Genomic DNA, 24762 nt, shown 5'->3' on the forward strand with positions numbered 1-24762 from the left:
GGATAGTTGCGTGGCGGCCCGATTGCCTGACTAACCAGCCAGTTCCGACCCGCTCAGGCGATCGATATGCCGCTGGTCCATTGGGCCAGAAACGCAGCCACCTTTTCCTCGATATGGCTTGCGACCGTCGGCAACCGGAGCAACGGAAGGTTGCCTTTCCTGAGGATGCTGTTTTTCAATGCATCCCGCGCGACCTGCTCCGGCTTGTCGTGGTAGCCGCCGTCGACCTCGATCACGCCCAAGGGCGTTTTACCCACCTTGAAATACAGCACGAAGTCACAACTGGCACGGTTCTGCATGTATTTCCGCTCCTGCGCCGTCAATGCGACGTTGGCTGCCGAGACCAGTTGATTCAGGGCAATCTGCGTGTGGAACATCACCGCCCGATTAGCCTCCTGTGACAGTGCTTCACGCAGTATCTGCGCGACGATCTGCTCGGACTTGAATTTCGAATCGTCGGGCCGCAGCCTTGTATTGAGTCTTTCCAGCGACTGATCGTATTCCTTGTACAGCAGATCGAAAGCCGACACGACAGGAGCGCGATGGATCTGTGCTTCGTCCGCGTAGTACTCGATATGCCGCACGAGTGCGGCGATGTGCCCGTTGTTCGCGGCAAAGACATCATCGCCCGTTACCAGGGTGAACCTGTTCTTCGCTCTCGATACCGCCACGTTGACCAGGTGAGCGTCGTCCACAAAACCCAGGCTTTGCTGACTTCTGCGTTTTTTGTCCAGCACGGTGGAAAAGACAATCTCGTCGCATTCGCGCCCCTGAAACTTGTGGACGGTTTCCTTGACGAAATCGGCCGGCAAATGCGTGCGGGACAGTCCGACCTGGGCGTTGTAAGGGGCAATGAATCCCCTGCTGTTCTCGCTGTCCCAGTCGATCTCTCCATCCGATTTGAGCGTTTCGAGCAGAGAATCCAGCTCTCTGAGATTCGCATTGTTGCGCGTGTGATTTCCCTTTCCCGTGACGAGCAGCTTCAACGACTGTTCGCCACCGTCTTGCGTCATCGGCACCAGCTGGTTGTCGTAAAACTGCTGGTTACAGAACTGGATAATTCGCGGGTGACACCGATAGTGCTCTTTCAGCAGCGTCACCGGAATCGAATCCTTGAAAACAGCGACACACGAATCGAGCAGACTGTGTTTGTCGCAATCGTAGATTTCGGCGGGCGCTTCGATGCCCAGCTTCGCCGGAATATGCGGCAGCTGCTTTCTGTCGCCGACGATGATCAGGTTTCTTGCACACCCCAGTGCCAGGATTCCCGGCACGATGTCCTGCTGGGACGCCTCGTCGATAATGACGTAGTCGAGAATCGAATCGCTGGCCAGCGTATTGACGATGGAATGCGTGCCACTGCCGATTATCGGAAAACGCTTCACGAACGCTTCGAATTCCTTTCTGTAACTGGTCGAATCGAATTGTTCCTGACGCGGAATATGTTGGTAAAGATGCTGCTTGAGATACGCCATCGATCCGTTAGTCAGATCAGCCAGCAATGTATTGAAATTGCCACGCTCCAATGCTTTCTGATAACCGGCCAATGCCGATTGTTTATCCTGCAGCGCTTTCTCATAGAAGTGAAGCTGCAACGCATGGATCACCGACATGCGCTTCTCTCCGTCGTCGAAGGATTTCGTGCGCAATATTCTGAAATTGAGCAACAGCTCGATCCTGTCTTTGAGCCTGATGCGGTTTTCGGCAAGATAGGCCAGATAGGCCATCAATTCCGAAGATTTGCGCGGCGACAGCCGGTATTTATCCAGCGAAACGAGCGGCGCCAGTTCGTTGTCGCGCTGCCACTGCTGCAGATAGCGTTGCTCGATGGCCAACTCATCGATCTCCGCCTGTAGTCGCGCTACCTCGTTGTGCGCACCAAGATACTGCTTGAGTTCCTGTAGAACGGCCTGAATCCGATCCATGGATGGCGCGGGCGCGGGCGCTTCGGTGGGCACCGTGGGAACGGCGTTGAAGAAGTCCGTGCGGTTTTTTTCGTTGCCTAGTCTTGCGACCACATAATCGAGGCCTGCCTTGCCCAGTTTTTCGTAAACGTTTCCCACCGCGGCGTTGTTATTGGACAGGATAGCGACGCTGTTTCCCCGCAGCACGATATTGGCGACGATGTTCAATATCGTTTGCGTCTTCCCGGTGCCGGGCGGTCCTTCGATCAGGCTGATTTGCGAGGCGAATGCCCGCTCGACCGCCTGCAACTGGCTCTGGTTGATGCCGAAAGGGTAAATGAAATTTCCCGCCGACGCCCGCGACTGGTTCCGTCCCGTGCAGTAGGCTTGTAGCGCGGTGTCCTCGTGCGGAAGCAGCTTCGTCAGTTGACGCAGGACGTTCTCGGCGATGGGCTGGCTCTGTGCATTCGCCTGCTTGACCCGGGCTTGCGCCACGGCGACGAAGTAGCCGAATATCGCCTCGTCCTTGATCGTCGTTTTGCCGTTGAACGTGTGGCCGTCGGCAGGCATTACGTAGAACCTCCGATTCTCGCGATACTGAACGGCGGCAAATTTACGCCCGTAGATCACCACGCGGTGGACTGCCGTGCATACGGTGCCCCCTGCTTTCGACAGGAACGGGCTCTCCTTCACTTCCGTTGGCTCGATCCGGCAATGTCTGACTGGATGTGTATCCGGCTTGCGTGACGGAAAGAAGCATGTCAGCACCAGCTCTTCCTGCAGCGGGTCCCACGATATTTTCCAGTCCTTGATCTGACTCGTTTTATCCTCACCGTTCACCCAGATGGAAACCATATGCCCCTATGCGGCGTTATTCAATTGCGCCTGCGCCGAGCAGTCGTTAAACGATGCACACCGCATTATTTCGGCAATCGATAGTTTGGTCGGTCGTATTTTTTTATCGGCGAGGAAGCTCGTCAATCGATATTGAGACTTCTGAATTCAGCCGAAATTTCACCGCCAAGAGTGTACGGCCCTTTGCGATAAGACTGTCAGCCGGGCGCCCTCTCATCAGGCCATTCCTGATATCCTCGCCGACGGAAAAGGCGCACGACCTCTGGCGTGCGCTTGCTGGCTTGAACCATCGAGAAGATTTAATCATGACGACAACACCGGGCTCTGTCGCACAGACCACTACCGGCGTGGCAGCCGGTCTGGCGATTCTCTATTTTTTGCGGCCGGTGCTCGTGCCATTCTTTCTGGCGGTGTTACTGCGGATTCTCATTGCCGGCATCGTCTCGCTGGTGATCCGCTTGCTGCCTCGTGCGCCCAAGTGGCTGATACTCGTTGCGACCGCCGCGATCGTCGGCTTTAGCGCCTATAGCATTTTTATCGTCATCCTCCAGGGCATGAGCGATCTGATCAAACAGGCGCCCGTGATCCCGGCTCAACTCGACAGTCTGATTCGATCGGTTAGCGTGGGATTTGGACGCAAGTTCGATCTGGCGAGCGTGCTGGGATTAGTCGATTTCCCCGCGTTGGAGCATGGTCTCGCGGCCGGGGTGGGCGACGCCGTATCGAAAGCATTCCTGACGTTGTTCTTCTTCGTGTTCATGCTGCTTGGCCCAGGAAGCGACGCCGATCCCAAGATCATCAAGGCCACCACCAACGAAGCGCGAGCCAACTCGCAGCGCGTGGTGCTCTCCAAAATCACACGCAGAGTGCAGGCCTACCTGGTTTCGCAGACCGCGATCAACCTGGCGATTGCGGCGATTTCCGCGGCTGTGTTTCGCTTTGCCGAATTGCCGGATACGGCGTTCTGGTCGGTGACGGTGTTTCTTCTGGCCTTCATGCCGGTGGTCGGCCCGTTCGTGGCGAGCGTCGTGCCCGCGGTATTCGCGGCTATTCATAGCGGATCGGTCGCCGTGCCGCTGGGGGTGTTCGTGATCGTGCTGGCGGTGTTCCAGATCGCACACAACCTCATCATGCCGAAAGTCCAGGCCAAAAGTACCAATACGGACCCGCTGATCGGGATCTTCGCGCTGGGCATCTGGACGCTTCTGTGGGGCGTGCCGGGCGCCATTCTCGCGACGCCGTTGACGGTGCTGATGATGGTGATCGCGGCGCAGTTCGAAAGTACTCGCTGGCTAGCGATTCTGATGTCGCACGATGGGGTGCCGGATGCAGTGGATGCGGTGGATGCGCAATTGCCCGGTGGTTAGTGCGCGGACGGGGTAAGGTTGGGTCGGGTGTCGCGCCATGTTTTTTGCATTCGTCGTCAAAGGAATTGACTGTGATCGAGACGCGCATTGGCGTCGCGTTCACCGCGGTGGGCGCCGATCTTTTGCCTGTGCCCAGGATGGGAAAACCACGCGCTTTCCAGGCTGACAAAGAACCGCAAGCTGCGTCATCTACCCCGTGACTCTTCCGATTTCCCGAAGGTCCATTCGCAGTTCACCCATCTTTCACCGTCGCCAGCCGATGCCGCCCAGGCGTGATCGGCCTACCCAATCCCCACCGGCAACGAAGCCGCAGATAAATCCGATAAAACGCGTTTTATACGGGATTTTTCGTCATAAACTACAAAATCGGGGAATTAAACAACTTGATCCAAACCAAGGATAATTCTACAATTTAGGGTGTTAACTGGCAAAAATTCACCTGGGTACACATCATGTTGGATTTAAGCTTCAGCAAACCCGGCGAGGTCGTCAAGCGACTTTGCGAGCGCCTACGCACAGAGCGGCTGGCGCAGGGGATGACGCAAGCCGACCTGGCCGGACGTGCCGGGATCGGTACCAATACCGTGTCCAATCTGGAAGCCGGGCGCAATGTCGGATTCGAGAACGTAGTTCGCATGGCAATGGCCCTTGGTAGAACCAAGGAGCTCGAAGCCCTGTTCCTGCCCAAACTGGACAGCATCGAGGACATTCGCCGCTACGAAAACAGCGCCAATCGTCAACGTATCAAGAGGAAGCCCGGCAATGCCTGACCAGGTGAACGTCTACTACGAAGGTTGGGGTGAGCGATGGCAATGGGGCACGCTGGTGTCTACCACCGCTCTCACGGGTCGTCCCCAGGTTGCATTCGAGTACGGCAATGACGCCAGGCAACGGGGACTTGAGCTGTCCGCTTACATGCTGCCGTTGGCGGGGCCCCATTTGCGCCGAAATTTTCCGCTTCACCAACTGGACCTGCCAGGACCGGTCTATGACTCGTTGCCTGACGGTTGGGGCATGTTGCTGATGGATCGCCTGTTCAGGCGGCGCGGCCTCACCACGGCGCGCATTGGTCCATTGGAACGACTGGCCTACATCGGTAGCAATGCAATGGGTGCCATGACGTTCGAGCCCGTGGCGCCCGAAGCGCAGGAACTAGCGGTGCATATCCCTCTGGAACAGCTTGCCGCTGAAGTGCAGGACGTGCTCCAAGGCGAAGGTGGCGAGTTCCTGCAAACCTTGCTGCTGGTAGGCGGCTCGCCCCAAGGCGCCAGGCCAAAGGCCCTGGTCTATCGCGATCCCCGGACGGGCGGGTTGACTACCGCCGTAACCCCGGGGTTTGAAGCATGGTTGGTAAAGTTTCCCGCCAAAGAAGAGCATGCGGAGGTGTGCGCTATCGAAATGGTCTACGCCCACTGCCTGCGCTTGTGCGGCATCGAGACCCCCGACACGCAGTATTTCGAACTTCCGAATGGGTTGGCAGCCTTTGCCAGCAGGCGCTTTGACCGCCAGGATGGTCTGCGGATACCGATGCAAAGCCTCGCGGCCTTTACAGGTGCCGATTACCGGACGCCAGGGGTACTGGACTACGTCAATTTCCTGCGTGCAACGCAGATGTGTACGAACGATGTGCGAGAGATGGCGCTGGCCTACGAGCGTGCCGTCTTTAACGTCGCGCTCAACAATAGAGACGATCACCCCAAGAACTTCGCCTATCTCATGTCGCCGGATGGCAAGTGGAAGCTGGCCCCCGCTTACGACGTAACGTACTGCGAGGGACCACATGGATACCACCAGATGGACGTCATGGGACAGGCACTCGCGATTCCGCGCGCAGACATGCTTCGGCTAGCCGCGGAAGCTGAGATGGCGCCGGAGCTTGCCGGCAGGATCATCGACGGTATTTGCGACGTGGCCAGCCAGTTTGCAGCCATCGCCGAAGATCTTTACCCTGGGGTCATTACTCGAGACACCCTGCGCACGATCCAGAATCAGATTGACCGGAACGTTGCCCTGCTGCGCCAGGGTGACAAGGCCCGTAGTCGCAGGTGACCTCGGATGGAGACGGTGGGCTGGCAGCGGTGTGGCTGCCGTTCCTCGATCCGGGCGGCCTGCGAGCAGGCCGCCGCGTCCCGAACAGATTTTTGCTGTGAGAGACGGCTTTTGGTCTGCATAGCAAACGGGAGGATCTTGATCGTGCCTCGGGTTCTTACCGCCAACCTGTTTCGCTGGCCGGCGATCGCCCCGAAAGACCTGATTTCACTCCCACTCGATCGTCGCCGGCGGTTTCCCCGAAATGTCATACACCACCCGGTTAATCCCCCGCACTTCATTAATAATGCGGTTCGACACATGCCCCAGCAGTTCATGCGGCAGATGCGCCCAATGCGCGGTCATGAAGTCCAGCGTCTGCACCGCGCGCAACGCGACCACGTACTCGTAAGTACGCCCGTCGCCCATCACCCCCACGCTCTTCACCGGCAGGAACACCGCGAACGCCTGGCTCGTCAGGTCGTACCACGACTTGCCGGTTTCCTTGTCGATCGTGGTACGCAGGGTCTCGATAAAAATCGCGTCCGCGCGACGCAGCAGATCCGCGAAATCGCGCTTCACTTCGCCGAGAATCCGCACGCCCAGACCCGGGCCCGGGAACGGGTGGCGATACACCATCGACGGCGGCAAACCGAGCTTCACGCCGAGTACGCGGACTTCATCTTTGAACAGTTCGCGCAACGGTTCGAGCAGCTTCAGGTTCAGCGTCTCCGGCAGGCCGCCCACGTTGTGGTGGCTCTTGATGGTATGCGTGCCCTTCTTGCCCTTGCCGGCCGATTCGATCACGTCCGGATAGATCGTGCCTTGCGCGAGCCACTTCGCGTCGCTCAGCTTGCCGGCTTCGCTCTGGAACACCTCGACGAATTCCGCGCCGATGATCTTGCGCTTCGCTTCCGGATCGGTCACGCCGGTCAGCTTGCGCAGGAACACTTCGCTCGCGTCGACGTGAATCACCTTCACGCCGAGGTTATCGGCAAACAGCGCCATGACCTGCTCGGCTTCGTTCAGACGCAACAGGCCGTGGTCGACGAACACGCAGGTGAGCTGATCGCCGATCGCGCGATGCAGCAGCGCCGCCGCCACCGACGAATCCACGCCGCCCGACAGCCCCAGGATCACGTGTTCCTCACCGACCTGCTCGCGAATCTTCGCGACGGCTTCGTCGATATAGTTGCCCATTTCCCAGTCGGCCCGCGCGCCGCAGATCTGCAGCACGAAGCGCTCGATCATCGCGCGGCCCTGCACGGTGTGGGTGACTTCCGGATGCCATTGCAGGCCGTAGAAATGCCGCGCTTCGTCGGCCATCGCCGCGATCGGGCACGATTCCGTCGAAGCCATCAGCGCGAAACCCGGCGGCATTTCCAGCACCTTGTCGCCGTGGCTCATCCACACCTTCAGCATGCCGTGACCTTCGGGCGTGGTGAAGTCGCTGATGCCTTCCAGCAGGCTCGTATGGTTACGCGCGCGCACTTCGGCATAACCGAATTCACGCAGATGGCCGTTGTCGACCTTGCCGCCCAGTTGCGCGGCCATGGCTTGCATGCCGTAGCAGATGCCGAGCACCGGCACGCCGAGTTCGAACACCGCTTGCGGCACGCGCGGCGTGTCGCTTTCGGTGACCGAACTCGGGCCGCCCGACAGAATCACGCCCTTCGGCGCGAAGTCGCGAATGAACGACGCATCGACGTCGTACGGATGGATTTCCGAATACACGTTGGCTTCGCGAACGCGACGTGCAATCAGTTGGGTGACTTGCGAACCGAAGTCGAGAATCAGGATCTTGTCGTGCATGGCAGCGGACGGAGTCAAAAGTGAGCGGATATAAGATGCCGCGCGCAAGGCGCGGCGTTGAATTCAAAGCGGTCCACGGGGGGACGAGCGGGCGTGAAGCGGCAAGCTGATGCGAGCTGGCGTGGGCGCGGCGCGAGCTCAGCCATGAAACGGCGGACGGGGGGCGCCAGCCGCGTCTGCGGCGGCGTTGCGGGCTTCGTCGCGAGCGATGGCGGTGTCGGCCCGCGCTGCCCTTTCGGACGGCGTCAGAGCGGCTTCATCGACTGCCGGACGGAACGTCCCGGTTGATGAAACGGGTTCCACCGGCCGCGTGACAGGCACCACCGGAACCACCGGCTCGACGACCGGCGCCACCGCCGGTTCAGCGCGATACACCGGGAAACCCGCCGTCACACGATCCGGCTCGCGCCGGTTGGCCGCGTCTTTCGCTGCGTCTTTGGCGGCCTGCTTTTCAGCACGCCCGGCCGCGGCGGCTTCCGCCACCCGCTCCTTCTCACGCCGCCTGACCGCGCCCGACAGGCGCACGCCACCCAGACCGATCACCAGCAACACCACACCGGTCAGTACCGCGACGATCTGCCCGAAGCCGGTCAGCGCCGGCGTATGCAAGCCGAGCAACCAGACCAGCATCAGCACGCCGGTCAGCCAGTTCACATGGCCGACCACCTTGGCGACCGTCGAGGTCAACGCCCCGTCGATCGACGCGTGAAACGCCAGCCACGCGAGCCCGATCAGCGCCACGCCAAACCCCTGGCCGACCAGAGCCGGCTGGGTTTGCACCAGCAGCAGCGCGTTGTACAACGAAGTCCAGGGCGTCAGCAGGAACAGCAGGCCGAACGCGAGCAGCAGCAAGGCATCGAGAATGAGTACAGCGCGCAGCAATGGCTTCATTGGCGTTTAGTCCACGTGGTAGTTGGGCGCTTCCTTGGTGATCTGCACGTCGTGCACGTGCGACTCGCGCAAGCCCGCGCCCGTGATCTGCACGAACTCGGCCTTGTCGTTCATCTCGTCGATGGTGCGGCAGCCGCAATAACCCATGCTGGCACGCACGCCGCCGATCAGCTGGAACAGGATCGCGTTGACCGAGCCCTTGTAGGCGACGCGGCCTTCGATACCTTCCGGCACCAGCTTGTCGATGTTCGCGGAGTTGTCCTGGAAGTAGCGGTCCGCCGCGCCGTCTTTCATCGCGCCGACCGAACCCATGCCCCGGTAAGACTTGTACTGACGGCCCTGATACAGGAACACGTCGCCCGGCGCTTCTTCGGTGCCGGCGAACATGCTGCCCATCATCACGGCGTTCGCGCCGGCGGCCAGCGCCTTGCTGACGTCGCCCGAGAAACGCACACCGCCGTCGGCGATCACCGGCACGCCGGTGCCCTTCAGCGCTTCGGACACGTTCGAGATTGCGGTGACCTGCGGCACGCCGACCCCGGCGACGATCCGCGTCGTGCAGATCGAACCCGGGCCGATACCGACCTTCACGCCGTCCGCGCCGTATTCGACGAGCGCCTTTGCCGCCGCGGCGGTGGCGATGTTGCCGCCGATTACCTCGACGTGCGGGAAGTTCTGCTTGACCCAACGGACGCGCTCGAGCACGCCCTTGCTGTGACCGTGCGCGGTATCGACGACGATCACGTCGACACCCGCCTGCACCAGCAGCTCCACGCGCTCTTCGTTGTCCGCGCCGACGCCGACCGCCGCGCCCGCGCGCAGCTTGCCGTGTTCGTCTTTACAGGCGTCCGGGTGTTCGGTCTGCTTGGTGATGTCTTTCACCGTCATCAGGCCGCGCAGTTCGAATGCGTCGTTGATGACCAGCACGCGCTCGAGGCGGTGACTGTGCATCAGCGCCTTGGCTTCGGCGAGCGGCGTGCCTTCCTTGACAGTGACGAGGCGTTCGCGCGGCGTCATGATGTTGCGCACCGGCTCGTCCAGACGCTCTTCGAAGCGCAGGTCGCGGTTCGTGACGATACCGATCAGTTGCGCACCTTCGACGACCGGGAAGCCCGAAATGCCATGCTGCTGCGACAACGCGATCACGTCGCGCACCTTCATTTGCGGCGGCACCGTGATCGGATCGCGCACGACGCCCGATTCGAAGCGCTTGACCTTGGCAACTTCACGCGCCTGTTCGGCCGGCGTGAGATTTTTATGGATGATGCCCACGCCACCCATTTGCGCCATCGCGATCGCGAGACGGGCTTCGGTGACGGTGTCCATGGCGGCGGACACGAGCGGCATATTCAGGGAGATGTTGCGGGTCAGCCGGGTCTTGAGGCTGGTGTCGCGCGGCAAAACATCGGAGAAGGCCGGGACGAGGAGCACGTCATCGAACGTGAGTGCTGTTTGGATCAGACGCATGGCAAATCCTATAGGCGCAAAAGCAGATTATACGCGATACCTCCCCGGTTTTCACTGCACGAACAGCAGCTTAGCGAATTTCGGGCGATTTTTTTCGCGATAAACGGCTTGCCGATTTCGCTTCTCCGTTCGCCTCGGGTTCGATCCGGTTTCGTTTGCGCGTTCGGACCCAAAGCGCCGCCGGGAGGCTCGAAAGCGGCGATTTGCCATTCGAGTGCAGAATCGGACAAGACAGTTCGCGGCTCGAACCGCTATTCTCCCGACCATTCCAGTTTTCTTGCAGGGGCAGTCGATGCAGCGCGGTGTGGCATATGGAGTAATGGCCGGGGCCTTATGGGGGATGGTGTTTCTGGTGCCGCGCGTGCTGCCCGATTTTTCGCCGCTGCTGCTGAGCGCCGGCCGCTACACGATGTACGGCCTCGTCTCGCTGGCGGCCGCCCTGCCGATGGCGCGCTCGCTCGCCAAACGCCTGACCCGCGAGGATCTCGCCGCGCTGGTGAAGCTGGCGCTGGCCGGCAACCTGCTCTATTACCTGCTGCTGACCGCGGCCGTTCATCTGATCGGAATCGCGCCGGCCTCGCTAATCGTCGGCGTGTTGCCGGTTACCGTCACGCTGCTCGGCCGGCGCGATCACGGCGCGGTGCCGCTCACCCGTCTCGCCTGGCCGCTCGCGATGGTGATGGCCGGCATCGTCTGCATCAACGTCGACGTGTTCACGGTTACCGACGCCACGCCGGTGAGCATCGGCACCAAGCTGATCGGCCTCGCCTGCGCGGTGGGCGCGCTCGGCTGCTGGACCTGGTTCGCGGTCGAAAACGCCCGCTATCTGCAGCGTCAGACGCATTTCAGCGGCAATGAATGGTCGCTGCTGTGGGGCGTGGTGACCGGCGCGCTCGGCGCGGCGCTGTGGCTGGTGGTGGCCGTGCTGCCCTCAGGCGGCCCGCAGGGCGAACTGGCGGACGGCCGCTGGCATCTGTTCTGGATGCTGAATCTGGCGGTCGCGGTCGGTGCCTCGTGGCTCGGCAATGGACTCTGGAACGCCGCGTCGAAGCGTTTGCCGCTGACACTCTCTGGCCAGATGATCGTGTTCGAGACGCTGTTCGCGCTGCTTTACGCGTTCATTTACGACCAGCGCCTGCCGCGTCCGCTGGAACTCGCGGCGATTCTGTTGCTGGTGGCGGGCGTGTGCTGGTCGGTGCGCCAGCATGCGGACGACGATTCGTCCGGCGCGGCGCCGCTGAACCGCCGCCAAAGCGATGCCGCGGGACACGCCTAGCGCGAATCCCGGTTCTGCCAGCGCCGCCCTTCGATCGAACCCGCCTTGCGGGTCTTCTCGACGCGCCGTTGCCGCGACAGCTTCGGATCCACCAGCAGCGGCCGGTAAATCTCCACGCGGTCATGATCGGTCAGCACCGCATCCAGCGCCTTGATCTTGCCGAACACGCCCACTTTCTGGGTGCTCAGATCGATGCGCGGAAAGCGCCGCAAGATACCGCTCGCGTCGAGCGCCTGCTGCAGCGTGGCGCCCTCGGGCAAATCGACAGCGATCAGCGTCTGCTGGTCCGGCAGCGCATAACAGACTTCGATCGACAAGCGCGCGCTCATGCCTTACCGTAGCGCACGTCGGCGCGCTTCACGAACGATTCGACGAAGGTGTTGGCAATGTGGCTGAACACCGGCCCGATGATCTTCTCGAGAATGATGTTGGTGAATTCGTAGTGCAGCGCGAATTCGATCTTGCAGGCGTCCGCCCGCAGCGGCGTGAAGCGCCAGAAGCCCGTGAATTTGCGAAACGGGCCATCCGCGAATTCCATATCGATGCGCGTGGGCCGCTCCATACTGTTGCGCGTGGCGAAGTGCTGCTTGATGCCCTTGAAGTTGATATCGATCTTCGCTTCCATGCCGTTTTCGTCCTGACGGCGGATTTCGACACCTCCGCACCAGGGCAGGAAGTTGGGGTAATCGGCGACGTCGGTGACGAGGTCGAACATCTGTTCCGCCGAATGGCGGATCAACACGGTTTTCTGGACATCTGCCATAAATTGAACAGCGCGTGGCAAGGGTGGACAAGCGCGGCGGGCTTTCCTTGCCCCGCTTTGCTAAAATCGTGATTTTAAACGAGTTGGGCACTTTCCATTCATGAGCATTATCGACAACAGAAAAGCTTTCTACGACTATTCGGTCGAAGAACGCTATGAAGCAGGGCTCGTGCTCGAAGGATGGGAGGTCAAGGCGCTGCGCGCCGGGCGCGGTCAGATCAAGGAAGGTTACGTTGTGATCAAAGACAACGAACTGTTCCTGATCGGCACGCACATCAGCCCGCTGCCCGAAGCCTCGACCCACATCCACCCGGATCCGGTGCGCACGCGCAAGCTGCTGCTGCATAGCGAACAGATCAGCAAACTGATCGGCAAGGTCGAGCAGCGCGGCTACACGCTCGTGCCGCTGAACTTCCACTACAAAGGCGGCCGCGTCAAATGCGAGATCGGGCTGGCCAAGGGTAAGAAGCAGCACGACAAACGCGAGAGCGAGAAGAAACGCGACTGGGAGCGCGAGAAGGCGCGCCTGATGCGTTCGCCGGGCTGAAGCTCGCCGGCACGGACGCGGGCGCGTCTGCGCGGATTTGCCGCGCTTCCGGCCTGCCACGCCTTGGCCTCGACATGACGATTCAATAAAAAATGGCCCGCTTTCGAGCGGGCCATTTTTGTCTGGTCGGACGTGGTGATCTGGCGGCTCAGCGCACCTCGGTCGCGCCGCCCTTGCCCTTGTTCACGATCGTCAGCGCCGACGCGATCATCGAGCTCATATCCGCCAGGTTGCCCGGCACGATCAGCGTGGTGCCCTGCTTGGCCAGATTGCCGAACGCGTTCACGTATTGTTCGGCCACCTTCAGGTTCACCGCTTCCATCCCGCCATTCGACTGGATCGCCGCCGCGATCTTCTGAATGGCCTGCGAGTTGGCCTCGGCCACCGCCAGAATCGCCGACGCCTGCCCCTGCGCCTGGTTGATCGCCGCCTGCCGCTCGCCCTCGGACTTCTGGATCGCCGCCTCGCGGCCACCAGACGCGATATTGATCTGCTCCTGCTTACGCCCCTCGGACGCCGCGATCAGCGCGCGCTTTTCGCGCTCGGCGGTAATCTGCGCCTGCATGGCGTGGAGAATCTCCTTGGGCGGCGTCAGGTCCTTGATCTCGTAGCGCAGCACCTTCACGCCCCAGTTCGACGCCGCTTCGTCCAGCGAGGACACGATGCTGTGGTTGATGAAGTCGCGCTCCTCGAACGTCTTGTCGAGTTCCAGCTTGCCAATCACCGAACGCAGCGTGGTCTGCGACAACTGCGTGATCGCGAACACGAAGTTGCTCGACCCGTACGACGCCTTCATCGGATCCGTGACCTGAAAATACAGCACGCCGTCCACCTGCAACTGCGTGTTGTCGCGCGTGATACAGACCTGACTCGGCACTTCGAGCGGGATTTCCTTGAGGATGTGCTTGTACGCGATCCGGTCGACGAACGGAACCGCGAAGCTCAAGCCGGGCGTGAGCGTACGGTGGTAACGCCCGAGCCGTTCGAGCACCCACGCATGTTGCTGCGGCACGATCTTGAGGGTCTGCGCAGCCGTCATGATCACGATGATCAGCACTACCACCCCGACGATGGTCGATACATCCATTGTTGTTCTCCGGTCCGTACTCGATGGGTTGCGTGAAGCTGGGAAATGCCGTGAAGCGTGGGCGCCTGAACGCGCCGCGCGCTCAGGCGCCCGCCGCCCGCCTGCTCGCGACGACGACAAGACAACTGCCGTTCAGCGCGGTGATTTCGTAAAGATGAGCGTCTTCCGGTTCGCCCGGCGCGAGTTCGATGTCCCACGCGGCGCCGCGATAGTTGGCACGCGCGCGACGCGCCTGCCAGGCGTCGACGGTCAAGGTCTGGCCGATGTCGAGATTGACATCGGGATTGTGCGCAGCGTCCTTGCGCGTTCTGCGGCCAAAGCGGGAGCGGCGCAGCAGCAGCACCGCGGCCAGCGCCACGCCCGCCGCCACCGCGAATTGCAGGTCGGCCGGCGCCCCCGCGATGTGCGCGAAGGCCGCCGCGGCGAAGCCCAACGCAATCATCAACAGATAGAACGTACCGCTGATCAACTCCAGCACGACCAGCACACCCGCCCCGATCCACCAGAACAATCCACCTGGCGCCACGTCGACCTCCACAAAGCAAAACACCCCGGATCTACCGGGGTGTTTATAGCACGAAGCGGGTGCATCGAACGGGCGCTGCAACACTCTTTGACGAGCTTTTGAGGCGCTGTTTACGCGCACTTTGCCGCAGCCTCCCGCACGCTATGCATGCCGCTTAAGAAGCGGCATGCACGAGGCGTTTTACTGCTTCGCCGACGCCGCCAGTTGCTGCCACGTCTCGACGATCGAGTCCGGGTTCAGCGAGATCGACGCGATGCCTTCGTCCGTCAGCCATTGCGCGAAGTCCGGATGATCCGACGGACCCTGGCCGCAAATGCCGACGTACTTGTTCAGGCGCAAGCAGGTTTCGATCGCACGCTTGAGCAGGAACTTGACAGCCGGATCGCGTTCGTCGAAATCGACAGCCAGCAGTTCCATGCCCGAGTCGCGATCGAGGCCCAGCGTCAGTTGCGTCAGGTCGTTCGAACCGATCGAGAAACCGTCGAAGAATTGCAGGAATTCTTCGGCGAGGATCGCGTTCGACGGCACTTCGCACATCATGATCAGGCGCAGGCCCTGCTCGCCGCGCTTCAGGCCGAACTTGCCGAGCAGCCCGATCACGCGCTCCGCCTGCTTCAGCGTGCGCACGAACGGCACCATGATCTCGACGTTGTCGAGACCCATCTCTTCGCGCACCTTCTTCAGCGCGACGCATTCCATCTGGAACGCTTCGGCGAAGTCGTCGGCGATGTAGCGCGACGCGCCACGGAAACCCAGCATCGGGTTCTCTTCGTCCGGCTCGTAGCGCGAACCGCCGATCAGCTTCTTGTACTCGTTCGACTTGAAGTCCGACAGACGCACGATCACGGGCTTCGGATAGAACGCCGCGGCAATCGTCGCGATCCCTTCGGTGAGCTTGTCGACGTAGAACGCACGCGGCGACGCATGACCGCGCGCGACGCTTTCCACGGCCTTCTTCAGGTCCTGGTCGATGTTCGGGTACTCGAGAATCGCCTTCGGGTGCACGCCGATGTTGTTGTTGATGATGAACTCGAGCCGCGCCAGACCCACGCCTGCATTCGGCAGTTGCGAGAAGTCGAAGGCCAGTTGCGGATTGCCGACGTTCATCATGATCTTCACCGGAATCGGCGGCAGTTCGCCGCGCTGCACTTCGGTGATTTCGGTTTCGAGCAGGCCGTCGTAGATCTTGCCTTCGTCGCCTTCCGCGCACGAGACCGTGACCAGCGCGCCTTCCTTCAGCACGTCGGTCGCGTCGCCGCAGCCGACCACCGCCGGCACGCCCAGCTCACGCGCGATAATCGCCGCGTGGCAGGTGCGCCCGCCGCGGTTCGTGACGATCGCCGACGCGCGCTTCATGACCGGCTCCCAGTTCGGGTCGGTCATGTCGGCGACCAGCACGTCGCCCGGTTGCACGCGGTCCATTTCCGACGGATCGTGGATCACGCGCACCGGACCCGCGCCGATCTTCTGACCGATCGCGCGGCCCGTGGCCAGCACGTTCGACTGACCCTTCAGCTTGAAGCGCTGCTCGGCCTTGCCCGCGGCCTGGCTCTTCACCGTTTCCGGACGCGCCTGCAGAATGAAGATCTTGCCGTCGCGGCCGTCTTTGCCCCACTCGATGTCCATCGGACGCTCGTAGTGTTTTTCGATGATGACGGCGTATTTGGCGAGTTCGATCACGTCTTCGTCGGTGATCGAAAAGCGATTGCGCTGCTCGTGCGCCACGTCGACGGTCTTCACGCGGCCTTCTTCGCCGGCCTTCGTGAATTCCATCTTGATCAGCTTCGAGCCGATCGAGCGACGGATGATCGGGTATTTGCCTTGCGCGAGCGTGGTCTTGAAGACGTAGAACTCGTCCGGATTCACGGCGCCCTGCACCACCGTTTCGCCCAGGCCATAGCTCGACGTGATGAACACGGCGTCTTTGAAGCCCGATTCGGTGTCCAGCGTGAACATCACGCCGGCCGCGCCGACGTCCGAGCGCACCATGCGCTGCACGCCCGCCGACAACGCGACTTCAGCATGCGTGAAGCCCTTGTGGACGCGATAGGAGATAGCGCGGTCGTTGTAGAGCGACGCGAACACGTGCTTCATGCGGTCGAGCACGTCTTCCACGCCGACCACGTTGAGGTAGCTTTCCTGCTGACCCGCGAACGAGGCGTCCGGCAAGTCTTCCGCCGTGGCCGAGGAGCGCACGGCGAACGACAGCTCTTCAGGCGAGCTGTTTTGCAGGACGTCGAACCCTGCGCGAATGTCCGCTTCGAGCTGCGGCTGCATCGGCGCGTCGACGATCCATTGACGGATCTCCTTGCCGGCTTCGGCGAGCGCCTTCACGTCGTCGACGTCGAGCGTCTCGAGACGTTTGGCGATGCGTTCGGTCAGATTGTTGTGATTCAGGAAGTCGCGGAACGCCAGCGCCGTCGTAGCGAAACCGGTGGGCACGCGCACGCCGGCCTCGGCGAGTTGACTGATCATCTCGCCAAGCGACGCATTCTTGCCACCGACAATCTCCACGTCGGTCATTCGCAACTGCTCGAACGGAACTACATACGCCTTGTCCTTTGCGACGGTAACTACGTTAGTCATACAAGCCCCTAAGTGTGAAAGAAATTCACGGCTGTGCAAGTGGGCTCGAACGCGAGACGCCCATTGGGAGCGTGCTCTCGCGTCTTGCACAACCTGTTGGAGAAGCAATCGCGACACAGCACGGTAAAGCGGCCACGGCCGGTAAAAAGCGCCACGGCGATGCCGCAAATGTGCAAATGGCCGGATGCGCGACGAAGAACGCGAATGGACGAATTTACCGATCAATCCACCACATTCACCGCACGTTACCGACCGAAGGCGACGCGTTGAACGACCGTTCAAGGTAAGTTAGACGCCAATCGCCTGCAATTGCTTATCCAACAGGTTGCCGCTATTCTACCGTGCCGACTCTCAAAATGTGACTGTCGGACGAGAATTGCGCCTCGAAACGCGCGCCGGACCGGCCAGCGGGCTTTTGCGAGTCCCCTGCGTCATCCGCACGCAATTGTGGTGCCCACGGCGCGCCGTGCCGATCCGCTGCATGCACCGGTTAGCCACCGGGCAGCGAGGTCCGCGCGGCGATGTTTTATTCGAGCGCTGTTTTCCGCTCACGTTCCCCAGCCCCACTGATGCCGCCCACCGTATTCATCGTCTCCGACGGTACCGGGATCACTGCCGAAACCTTCGCGCATTCGATCCTCTCCCAGTTCGACCAGAAATTCCGTCTGGTTCGCGTGCCTTTCGTCGACTCGACGGAAAAGGCCTACGCCACCCTCGAAAAGATCAACGAGGCGATTGCGCAAGACGGCCGCCGGCCGATCGTGTTCACCACGCTGGTGGACAGCGCGTCGAACCAGATCGTCAAAGGCTCGAACGCGTTGGTGCTGGACATGTTTCAGACCTTCGTCGAGCCGCTCGAACAGGAACTGGAACTGAAGTCGAGCCACGCCATGGGTCGTGGCCACCAGAACGCGGACACCGAGGAATACAAGAACCGGATCGAGGCGATCAACTTTTCGCTCGCGCATGACGACGGTCAATCGAACCGCAATCTGGCCGACGCCGACGTGATTCTGGTCGGCGTGTCGCGTAGCGGCAAAACGCCGACGAGCCTGTATCTGGCCATGCAGTACGGCGTGAAGGCGGCAAACTATCCGCTGATTCCGGAAGACTTCGAACGCGGCAAACTGCCTACGCCCTTGCTCGCGCATCGTCAGAAGATGTTTGGGTTGTCGATCGATCCGCAGCGGCTGTCCGAAATCCGCAACGAGCGACGGCCAGGCAGCAAATACGCCGCGCCGGAAAACTGCCGTTATGAGATCAACGAAGCCGAAGCGATGATGCGGCGTGAAGGGGTGAAGTGGTTATCGTCGACGCACAAGTCGATCGAAGAGATCGCGACGACGATCCTGCAGGAGATCAAGCTGGATCGGCAGGCTTACTGAGCTTGCTGCCGGAAGTGGTTCACGCGATTCACTCGGTTCACGGGGGCGCCTGACACGGCGCCCTTTTTTACGGCTATACGGCGGCTATACGACTATTAGGCTACGCGCTTGCCCGCTGCTGCCGGCATTGCTCGAACACACAAACCGCGGCGGCCGCCGCCACATTGAGCGACTCCATGCCGCCCGGCTGGGGAATCGTCACCCGCAACGACACCGCGTCGCGCCAGATCTGCGATACGCCCGCCCCTTCGTTGCCGAACACCCATGCGAGCGGTCCGCTCAGATCGCAATCGTAGATGGCCTCGGCGCCATGCGAATCCGTGATCACGATCGGCACCGCGAGGCGTTCGATCAGCGACTGCGTGTCGACGTCCTCGTGAATCTGCAGCAGGAAGTGCGCGCCCATGCCCGAGCGCAAGACTTTCGACGACCACGCGTACGCCGTGCCCGACGCGCAGAACACCTGCTGAATGCCGGCCGCCGCCGCGCTGCGCAGAATCGAACCGACGTTGCCGGCGTCCTGCACGCCGTCGAGCACCAGACAGGTCTGCGCGACCGTGTCGGGCAGCGGCGGATCGAGCTTGTCGACCAGCAGCAGAATCCCCACACCATGCACGACGTTCGACAACTGCCCGAACAACGCATCCGGCAGCGTCACGACGCGATGCTGTTCGACACGCGCGACGATCGCCCGCGCTTCGTCGTGAGCCAGCGCACCGTCGGTGACGACGCACAGTTCCGGTTGCCCGGCGACCTCGAGAAACGCGCTCGCGAGATGAAAACCTTCGAGCAACGCCTGAGCGCCGCGACGCTGTTGATGCGTCGAGCCGGCCAATGCCTTGAGGCGTTTATAGAGCGGATTGTCCCGCGAGGTGATAGCTTTCACAGGCAGCGAAGACAGTGAGAATGAGGAAAGAATGAACGACGCGCCGTGATGCCACGCGCACGGCGCTCACTGAAAAATCAGATGCCGCTGCGTTCGCCGAAGGCGTCGTCGTCGGGCGTCGCGTCGGTCAGCGTGACGGGCATGACGACGATTTCACCCGCCGGCAGACGCGTGGCGGTGCCAAAGCGCAGATGCGCTTCACGCACCGGCGCGAACGAGCGCCGATGATGCTCGCACGGCCCATGTTCACGCAGCGCCGCGAGATGTTGCGGCGTGCCGTAGCCGGCATGGGCATTGAATCCGTACACCGGGAAACGCTGATGCAATTCGAGCAGCATCCGGTCGCGCGTGACTTTAGCCAGAATCGACGCCGCCGAAATGCTTTTGACGAGCGCGTCGCCGCCGATCACCGCCTCGCTGCGCACGCTCAGCGTCGGGCAGCGATTACCGTCGATCTTGACCAGCGTCGGCACGACGGCGAGACCTTCCACCGCGCGCTTCATTGCCAGCATGGTGGCATGCAGGATATTCAGCGAATCGATTTCCTCGACGCTCGCCGACGCGATGCAGTAAGCCAGTGCCCGGTTGACGATCTTGTCGTACAGTTCGTCGCGCTTTTTCGCCGTGAGCGCCTTCGAATCGTCGAGGCCGCGAATCATCGGCTTCGACGGGTCGAAGATCACCGCCGCCGCGACCACCGGACCGGCCAGCGGGCCACGCCCGGCTTCGTCGACACCACAGACGACGTCGTCCGGCGTTTCGAAGTTCAGGCCGACCTGCTCCGCCGCGGCGCCTGCCACGGTCTTGCGGCGCGGTGCGCGCGCACCGGTCACGGCCGCGCCTTACGCGTTTCGACGACGTTCGCCACGACTTCCGCCGCACGCTGCGCCGTATTCTGCTTCAGCACGTGATGCATCTCCGTGAAAATTTCCGTCAGCGTGCGCCGGTTGCCTTCGTCGCGCAACTGTTTCAGCGTGGCCTCGGCCAGCGCTTGCGGCGTGGCGAAGTGCTGCAGGATTTCCGGCACGACGAAACGCCCCGCCAGAATGTTCGGCAGCCCAACGTACGGCAGATAGCCCTGGCGGCGCATGATCTGCCCGGTCAGCCAGGGCACCTTGTAGGAGATCACCATCGGTTTTTTCAGCAGCGCGGCTTCCAGCGTCACGGTGCCGCTCTTCACGAGGATCGCGTCGGCCGCGGTCATGGCGAGTTGCGACTGGCCGTCGGTGATCGTCAGCGCGAGGCCGGGATGCGAGTCGACTAGCGGCCGCAGCATTTCGCGCAATGCCGGCGTGGCGGCCGGCATCACGAAACGCAGACCGGGCTCCTGGTGCTGCATCATTTCCATCGCCGCGAAGAATGTCGGACCGATCAGATCGATCTCGGAGCGCCGGCTGCCGGGCAGCACCGCGATGATCGGACCGTCTTGCGCAAGACCGAGCGCGCGGCGTGCGCCGAGCGTATCGGGTACCAGCGGAATCTCGTCGGCCAGCGGATGCCCCACGTACGACGCCGCGATGCCCGCTTTCTCCAGCAGCGCGGTTTCGAACGGGAAGACGCACATCATGTGGTCGACCGCTTTGGCGATCTTCTTGATGCGTCCGCCGCGCCACGCCCAGATGGACGGACACACGAAGTGAACGGTCGGAATGCCGGCATCGCGCAACGCGTGCTCGAGCCCGAAGTTGAAATCGGGCGCGTCCACGCCGACGAACACCGACGGCGGCTCCGCCAGCAGTTGGCGCTTCAGTTCGTTACGGATGGCGAGAATGCTGGGAATATGCCTCAGTGCTTCGACATAGCCGCGCACCGTCAGCTTGTCCATTGGCCAGTGGGCGTCGAAGCCCGTGGCGCTCATGCGCGGACCGCCGATCCCGTAGTACTGGGTGCCGGTGGGCAGACGGCTCGCGAGGCCGTCGAGCAGCGACGCCGCGAGCAGGTCGCCGGACGGTTCGCCGGCCACCATCGCGACGCGCAGCGGATTGGGTTGCAATGCCATCGCTTAGCGGATGATGCCGCGTTGCGACAGTTCGATGAACGCGAGTAGCGTCTGCACCGGTTCGTCGCCGTCGCCACCCGCGGAGGCCAATTCGCGCAACTGCACCTTCGCTTCTTCCAGCGACAGGCCATTCTTGTAAAGCAGGCGATAGGCCGAGCGCAGCGCCGAAATCGCGTCGGGCGAGAAGCCGCGGCGGCGCAGCCCTTCGACGTTGATGCCGTGCGGCTCCGCCTTGTTGCCGGCCGCGATCACGAACGGCGGAATGTCCTGCACCAGCGCCGACGCACCGCCCAGCATGGAGTGCGCGCCGATGCGCACGAACTGATGCACGCCCGACATGCCGCCGACGATAGCGTGGTCGCCGATCGTCACGTGACCGGCCATCTGCGCGTTGCTCGACAGAATGACGTTATTGCCGACGTGGCAGTCGTGCCCGATATGCACGTACGCCATGATCCAGTTGTCGTCGCCGAGCGTGGTGACGCCCGCGTCCTGCACCGTGCCGGTGTGGATCGTGGTGAATTCGCGGATCGTGTTGCGGTTGCCGATTACGAGCCGGGTCGGCTCGTCTTTGTACTTCATGTCCTGCGGTCGGCCGCCGACCGATGCGTAGTGGCCGATCCGGTTGTCTTCGCCGAGCGTGGTGTGACCTTCGATCACGCTATGCGAGCCGACCGTACTCCGCGCGCCGATCGTGACATGTGCGCCGATCACGGCATACGGTCCGATTTCGACGGACTCGTCGACTTGTGCGCCCGGTTCGACGATCGCAGTGGGATGAATCCTGCTCATGCGTCCTCGCTTCTGATTCTGTTGCGTTGTCTGATGGGCCCGGGCGATGCCGGCCGCGCCGGCGTCGAGCCACAGGCTGACCGGACGCTGACTTAAGCGTCCTTGTCCGTGTGCCGCACCGCGCACATCAGGTCGGCTTCCGCCGCCACGACGCCATCCACTTCGGCGCGCGCCTTGAACTTCCAGATGCCGCGCATATGACGTTCGAACGTGCAGTTCAGGATCAACTGGTCGCCCGGCTCCACCACGCGCTTGAAGCGCGCATTGTCGATACCGACGAACAGGTACAGCGTGTTCGTCGGATCGCTCGGCTCTTCCGAGAACGTCAGCAGCGCGGCGGTTTGCGCGAGCGCCTCGAGGATCAGCACGCCGGGCATGACCGGACGGGTCGGGAAATGCCCCTGGAAGTACGGCTCGTTGATCGACACGTTCTTCAACGCTTTGATGCGCTTGTGCGGCTCGAGTTCGAGCACCCGGTCGACCAGCAGTATCGGGTAGCGATGTGGCAGCAGCGTGAGAATCTTATGAATGTCGAGATTGATTTTTTCGGTGCTCATGGTGTTTCTGCTCACGCATTGACTGCGCGATGATGACTGCGAATGCTGGTGCAGGTGGGTTGGTAACGCGTGCTGCCGGCGCTCGCCCTGACCCGGCGGCCGTGCCACCCGGTCACGGCAACCGACGTTGCTTCTGATGCTAGCCCGCCATTTTACGCGGTGCCGGCAAGCCGTCCGGCGAATTACTTCGCGAACTCAGGCTTGCTCGTCTGCGGAATTGCTTGCTGCCGGGTTATCCGTTGCGTTCGACGAGTTCGACGATGTGCTTGACGTGGCAGCCGTCGGCTTGTCCGCCGCCGCGTTTTCGAGCGCCTTGATACGATCGCGCAGTTTGCCGATATTGCGCAGCAACGCCGCGCTCTTGTTCCAGTCGGCGTGATTCACGGCCGGGAACGCGCTGGTGTACATCCCGGGCTTCGACAAGGACTTCGATACACCGGACTGCGCCGTAACGATCACGTAGTCGGCGAGCGTCACATGGCCGGCAATGCCGACCGCGCCGCCGATCATGCAATGACGGCCAATCGTGGTGCTGCCCGCAATGCCCGCACAACCGGCGATCACCGTGTACGCCCCGACCTTGCAGTTATGGCCGATCTGCACGAGGTTATCGATCTTCACGCACTCTTCGATGATCGTGTCGGCCATCGCGCCACGGTCGATCGTGGTGTTCGCACCGATCTCGACGTCGTTCGCGATCGACACGCCGCCGACCTGCGGAATCTTCACCCAGCTACCGGTGCGCGCATCGCCTTCGCCGACGAAATCCGACGCGAAGCCGAAACCGTCCGAACCGATCACCGCGCCAGCATGCACGATCACGCGCTCGCCGAGCTTGCAGCCGTGGTACACCACCACGTTCGGGTACAGATGCGAAGCGGCGCCGATCCGCGTGCCGCGACCGATCACCACATTGGCGCCGAGCCGCACGTTCTCGCCGATCACCGCGCCGGCTTCCACCGTGACGTGCGGGCCGATCACCGCGCTCGCGGCAATCTGCGCGGACGGGTCGATCGTGGCGCTCGGATGCACGCCCGGCGCAACCTTGGGCGCCGCGAGGTCGATGAAGGTCTGCGCGACGCGCGCAAAGTAAGCGTACGGATTCGGCGTGACGATGAAGTTACGGCTTTCGCTGGGAGCCAGCCTGGCGAGATCGGCGGCATTGATCAACACCGCGCCTGCGCGGGTCGTTTCGACCTGCGACAGGTACTTCGGATTGGCGAGGAACGCCAGTTGGTCCGGACCTGCCTGGTCGAGCGGCGCAAGGCTACCGACGCGCTGCGAACCGTTTCCGACTACTTCACCGCCGAACCGTTGGACGATGTCCTCAAGCGTAAATGCCATGCCTATCCAGTCTCCTGCAGTTCAGTCCAACTTGTCAGTTCTACGTCTTCACTGCCACCGGACAATGACCGTGGGCGGCGTAGGAGCCACCCACTCGCGAGCCAACGCCCGGCGCTTGCGCCGTTCAGTTACCCGACGCGGCCAGTGCCTTGAGCACCTGGTCCGTGATATCGATACGCGGGCTCACATACACCGCTTCCTGAACGATCAGGTCGTAGTGCTGCTGTTCGGCGATCTGCTTGATCACCTTGTTCGCGCGGTCCAGCACCGCCGCCAGTTCTTCGTTACGGCGCTGGTTCAGATCTTCGCGAAACTCGCGCTGCTTGCGCTGGAAGTCCGTGTCCAGTTGCGACAGATCGCGCTGCTTCTGCGCGCGATCTGCCACCGACATCGACGCACCGTTCTTGTCGAGCGAATCGGACAGGGTCTTCAGCTTCTGCGCCATGTCCGCGAGATCCTTGTCGCGCTTGGCGAACTCGGCTTCGAGCTTGACCTGCGCGGCCTTCGCGGCAGCGGACTCCCGCAGGATCCGGTCGGAATTCACCGCGGCGATCCGGGCTTCCTGCGCGTGCGCTACCCCGACACCCAAGGTCATTGCCAGCGCCAGCGCGCATGCCACACGTTTCGAAAACATACCGGTTAGCAAAGTCATCCTCTCGATTCTGTAATTAGGCCAGCCGCCCACCGCCG

The 24762-nt window shown here is 61.9% G+C and carries 22 protein-coding genes; 6 read left to right on the forward strand and 16 right to left on the reverse strand.

The window, feature by feature from the left end; all coding sequences use genetic code 11:
* Positions 1-53 precede the first annotated feature (53 nt).
* Positions 54-2759: an AAA domain-containing protein gene (locus tag BX591_RS01550; RefSeq protein ID WP_111928987.1), complete on the reverse strand. Its 2706-nt coding sequence runs from the start codon at positions 2757-2759 to the stop codon at positions 54-56.
* A gap of 53 nt (positions 2760-2812) precedes the next feature.
* Here BX591_RS01550 and BX591_RS01555 point away from each other — a divergent pair, with 53 nt between their 5' ends.
* From BX591_RS01555 to BX591_RS01565, 3 genes are all read left to right on the forward strand, one after another.
* Entirely contained in the window at positions 2813-4126 is a 1314-nt protein-coding gene (locus tag BX591_RS01555; protein WP_111928988.1) for an AI-2E family transporter, read from the forward strand.
* Positions 4127-4578: 452 nt separating this feature from the next.
* The gene (locus tag BX591_RS01560; RefSeq protein ID WP_111928989.1) at positions 4579-4896 is read left to right on the forward strand and encodes a helix-turn-helix domain-containing protein; all 318 of its coding nucleotides are present in this window, start codon (positions 4579-4581) and stop codon (positions 4894-4896) included.
* A complete protein-coding gene (locus BX591_RS01565) occupies positions 4889-6175 on the forward strand; it encodes a type II toxin-antitoxin system HipA family toxin (protein WP_111928990.1) in 1287 nt (428 codons plus the stop codon). The genes BX591_RS01560 and BX591_RS01565 overlap by 8 nt, the downstream gene beginning before the upstream one ends.
* A 207-nt stretch (positions 6176-6382) precedes the next feature.
* On the opposite strand, the gene guaA is transcribed toward BX591_RS01565, so the two are convergent.
* The 3 genes from guaA to guaB all read right to left on the reverse strand — a co-directional run bounded on the left by guaA (position 6383) and on the right by guaB (position 10324).
* Positions 6383-7966 (reverse strand): glutamine-hydrolyzing GMP synthase, encoded by a 1584-nt coding sequence (gene guaA, locus BX591_RS01570; RefSeq protein WP_111928991.1) that lies wholly within the window; start codon positions 7964-7966, stop codon positions 6383-6385.
* Positions 7967-8104: 138 nt separating this feature from the next.
* Positions 8105-8857, reverse strand: a complete 753-nt coding sequence (locus BX591_RS01575) for a hypothetical protein (RefSeq protein ID WP_111928992.1) — start codon at positions 8855-8857, stop codon at positions 8105-8107.
* A gap of 6 nt (positions 8858-8863) precedes the next feature.
* Complete coding sequence (gene guaB, locus BX591_RS01580) at positions 8864-10324, reverse strand: IMP dehydrogenase (protein WP_111928993.1); 1461 nt, start codon at positions 10322-10324, stop codon at positions 8864-8866.
* Between the two features lie 292 nt (positions 10325-10616).
* On the opposite strand from guaB, the gene BX591_RS01585 reads away from it, so the two are divergent.
* Entirely contained in the window at positions 10617-11600 is a 984-nt protein-coding gene (locus tag BX591_RS01585) for a DMT family transporter (RefSeq protein WP_111929345.1), read from the forward strand.
* Here the strand turns inward: BX591_RS01585 and BX591_RS01590 are convergent.
* Both BX591_RS01590 and BX591_RS01595 read right to left on the reverse strand, forming a co-directional pair.
* Entirely contained in the window at positions 11597-11929 is a 333-nt protein-coding gene (locus BX591_RS01590) for an RnfH family protein (RefSeq protein WP_111928994.1), read from the reverse strand. The genes BX591_RS01585 and BX591_RS01590 overlap by 4 nt on opposite strands.
* Positions 11926-12363 carry a type II toxin-antitoxin system RatA family toxin gene (locus BX591_RS01595; protein WP_035546166.1) on the reverse strand — a complete coding sequence of 146 codons (438 nt, stop codon included), beginning with the start codon at positions 12361-12363 and terminating at the stop codon, positions 11926-11928. Before BX591_RS01595 ends, BX591_RS01590 begins: the two co-directional genes overlap by 4 nt.
* Positions 12364-12463: 100 nt before the next feature.
* Between BX591_RS01595 and smpB the strand changes: the two genes are divergently transcribed.
* Positions 12464-12910, forward strand: coding sequence for an SsrA-binding protein SmpB (smpB, locus tag BX591_RS01605; RefSeq protein ID WP_111928995.1), 447 nt, complete (start codon positions 12464-12466; stop codon positions 12908-12910).
* A 148-nt stretch (positions 12911-13058) separates the two neighbouring features.
* Here smpB and BX591_RS01610 read toward each other — a convergent pair whose 3' ends face one another.
* From BX591_RS01610 to ppsA, 3 genes are all read right to left on the reverse strand, one after another.
* Positions 13059-13997 (reverse strand): SPFH domain-containing protein, encoded by a 939-nt coding sequence (locus tag BX591_RS01610; RefSeq protein ID WP_111928996.1) that lies wholly within the window; start codon positions 13995-13997, stop codon positions 13059-13061.
* Between the two features lie 82 nt (positions 13998-14079).
* Positions 14080-14523 carry an NfeD family protein gene (locus tag BX591_RS01615; protein WP_111928997.1) on the reverse strand — a complete coding sequence of 148 codons (444 nt, stop codon included), beginning with the start codon at positions 14521-14523 and terminating at the stop codon, positions 14080-14082.
* Between the two features lie 180 nt (positions 14524-14703).
* Entirely contained in the window at positions 14704-17109 is a 2406-nt protein-coding gene (gene ppsA / locus BX591_RS01620; RefSeq protein ID WP_111928998.1) for a phosphoenolpyruvate synthase, read from the reverse strand.
* A gap of 569 nt (positions 17110-17678) precedes the next feature.
* Between ppsA and ppsR the strand changes: the two genes are divergently transcribed.
* The gene (gene ppsR / locus BX591_RS01625; RefSeq protein ID WP_035546174.1) at positions 17679-18494 is read left to right on the forward strand and encodes a posphoenolpyruvate synthetase regulatory kinase/phosphorylase PpsR; all 816 of its coding nucleotides are present in this window, start codon (positions 17679-17681) and stop codon (positions 18492-18494) included.
* Positions 18495-18594: 100 nt separating this feature from the next.
* On the opposite strand, the gene BX591_RS01630 is transcribed toward ppsR, so the two are convergent.
* From BX591_RS01630 to BX591_RS01660, 7 genes are all read right to left on the reverse strand, one after another.
* A complete protein-coding gene (locus BX591_RS01630; protein WP_111928999.1) occupies positions 18595-19380 on the reverse strand; it encodes a TrmH family RNA methyltransferase in 786 nt (261 codons plus the stop codon).
* A 77-nt stretch (positions 19381-19457) separates the two neighbouring features.
* A complete protein-coding gene (gene rnhB, locus BX591_RS01635; RefSeq protein ID WP_111929000.1) occupies positions 19458-20213 on the reverse strand; it encodes a ribonuclease HII in 756 nt (251 codons plus the stop codon).
* Entirely contained in the window at positions 20210-21379 is a 1170-nt protein-coding gene (gene lpxB / locus BX591_RS01640) for a lipid-A-disaccharide synthase (protein ID WP_111929001.1), read from the reverse strand. Before lpxB ends, rnhB begins: the two co-directional genes overlap by 4 nt.
* Positions 21380-21382: 3 nt before the next feature.
* Positions 21383-22171: an acyl-ACP--UDP-N-acetylglucosamine O-acyltransferase gene (gene lpxA / locus BX591_RS01645; RefSeq protein ID WP_111929002.1), complete on the reverse strand. Its 789-nt coding sequence runs from the start codon at positions 22169-22171 to the stop codon at positions 21383-21385.
* A 92-nt stretch (positions 22172-22263) separates the two neighbouring features.
* Positions 22264-22728 (reverse strand): 3-hydroxyacyl-ACP dehydratase FabZ, encoded by a 465-nt coding sequence (gene fabZ / locus BX591_RS01650; protein ID WP_111929003.1) that lies wholly within the window; start codon positions 22726-22728, stop codon positions 22264-22266.
* A gap of 195 nt (positions 22729-22923) precedes the next feature.
* A complete protein-coding gene (gene lpxD / locus BX591_RS01655) occupies positions 22924-24072 on the reverse strand; it encodes a UDP-3-O-(3-hydroxymyristoyl)glucosamine N-acyltransferase (RefSeq protein ID WP_111929004.1) in 1149 nt (382 codons plus the stop codon).
* A gap of 124 nt (positions 24073-24196) precedes the next feature.
* The gene (locus tag BX591_RS01660) at positions 24197-24718 is read right to left on the reverse strand and encodes an OmpH/Skp family outer membrane protein (protein ID WP_176061444.1); all 522 of its coding nucleotides are present in this window, start codon (positions 24716-24718) and stop codon (positions 24197-24199) included.
* Between the last annotated feature and the right edge of the window lie 44 nt (positions 24719-24762).

The sequence above is a fragment of the Paraburkholderia bryophila genome, assembly GCF_003269035.1.
Lineage (GTDB): Bacteria > Pseudomonadota > Gammaproteobacteria > Burkholderiales > Burkholderiaceae > Paraburkholderia > Paraburkholderia bryophila.

Bases quoted from the DNA above. Each gene is read 5' to 3' on its own strand.
- BX591_RS01565 (WP_111928990.1), top strand. From the start codon at position 4,889: ATGCCTGACCAGGTGAACGTCTACTACGAAGGTTGGGGTGAGCGATGG.
- BX591_RS01590 (WP_111928994.1), bottom strand. From the start codon at position 11,929: ATGAGCGCGCGCTTGTCGATCGAAGTCTGTTATGCGCTGCCGGACCAG.
- fabZ (WP_111929003.1), bottom strand. From the start codon at position 22,728: ATGAGCACCGAAAAAATCAATCTCGACATTCATAAGATTCTCACGCTG.
- BX591_RS01585 (WP_111929345.1), top strand. From the start codon at position 10,617: ATGCAGCGCGGTGTGGCATATGGAGTAATGGCCGGGGCCTTATGGGGG.
- BX591_RS01575 (WP_111928992.1), bottom strand. From the start codon at position 8,857: ATGAAGCCATTGCTGCGCGCTGTACTCATTCTCGATGCCTTGCTGCTG.
- BX591_RS01595 (WP_035546166.1), bottom strand. From the start codon at position 12,363: ATGGCAGATGTCCAGAAAACCGTGTTGATCCGCCATTCGGCGGAACAG.
- smpB (WP_111928995.1), top strand. From the start codon at position 12,464: ATGAGCATTATCGACAACAGAAAAGCTTTCTACGACTATTCGGTCGAA.
- guaB (WP_111928993.1), bottom strand. From the start codon at position 10,324: ATGCGTCTGATCCAAACAGCACTCACGTTCGATGACGTGCTCCTCGTC.
- BX591_RS01550 (WP_111928987.1), bottom strand. From the start codon at position 2,759: ATGGTTTCCATCTGGGTGAACGGTGAGGATAAAACGAGTCAGATCAAG.
- ppsR (WP_035546174.1), top strand. From the start codon at position 17,679: ATGCCGCCCACCGTATTCATCGTCTCCGACGGTACCGGGATCACTGCC.
- BX591_RS01610 (WP_111928996.1), bottom strand. From the start codon at position 13,997: ATGGATGTATCGACCATCGTCGGGGTGGTAGTGCTGATCATCGTGATC.
- guaA (WP_111928991.1), bottom strand. From the start codon at position 7,966: ATGCACGACAAGATCCTGATTCTCGACTTCGGTTCGCAAGTCACCCAA.
- lpxD (WP_111929004.1), bottom strand. From the start codon at position 24,072: ATGGCATTTACGCTTGAGGACATCGTCCAACGGTTCGGCGGTGAAGTA.
- BX591_RS01555 (WP_111928988.1), top strand. From the start codon at position 2,813: ATGCACACCGCATTATTTCGGCAATCGATAGTTTGGTCGGTCGTATTT.
- ppsA (WP_111928998.1), bottom strand. From the start codon at position 17,109: ATGACTAACGTAGTTACCGTCGCAAAGGACAAGGCGTATGTAGTTCCG.
- lpxB (WP_111929001.1), bottom strand. From the start codon at position 21,379: ATGGCATTGCAACCCAATCCGCTGCGCGTCGCGATGGTGGCCGGCGAA.
- BX591_RS01560 (WP_111928989.1), top strand. From the start codon at position 4,579: ATGTTGGATTTAAGCTTCAGCAAACCCGGCGAGGTCGTCAAGCGACTT.
- lpxA (WP_111929002.1), bottom strand. From the start codon at position 22,171: ATGAGCAGGATTCATCCCACTGCGATCGTCGAACCGGGCGCACAAGTC.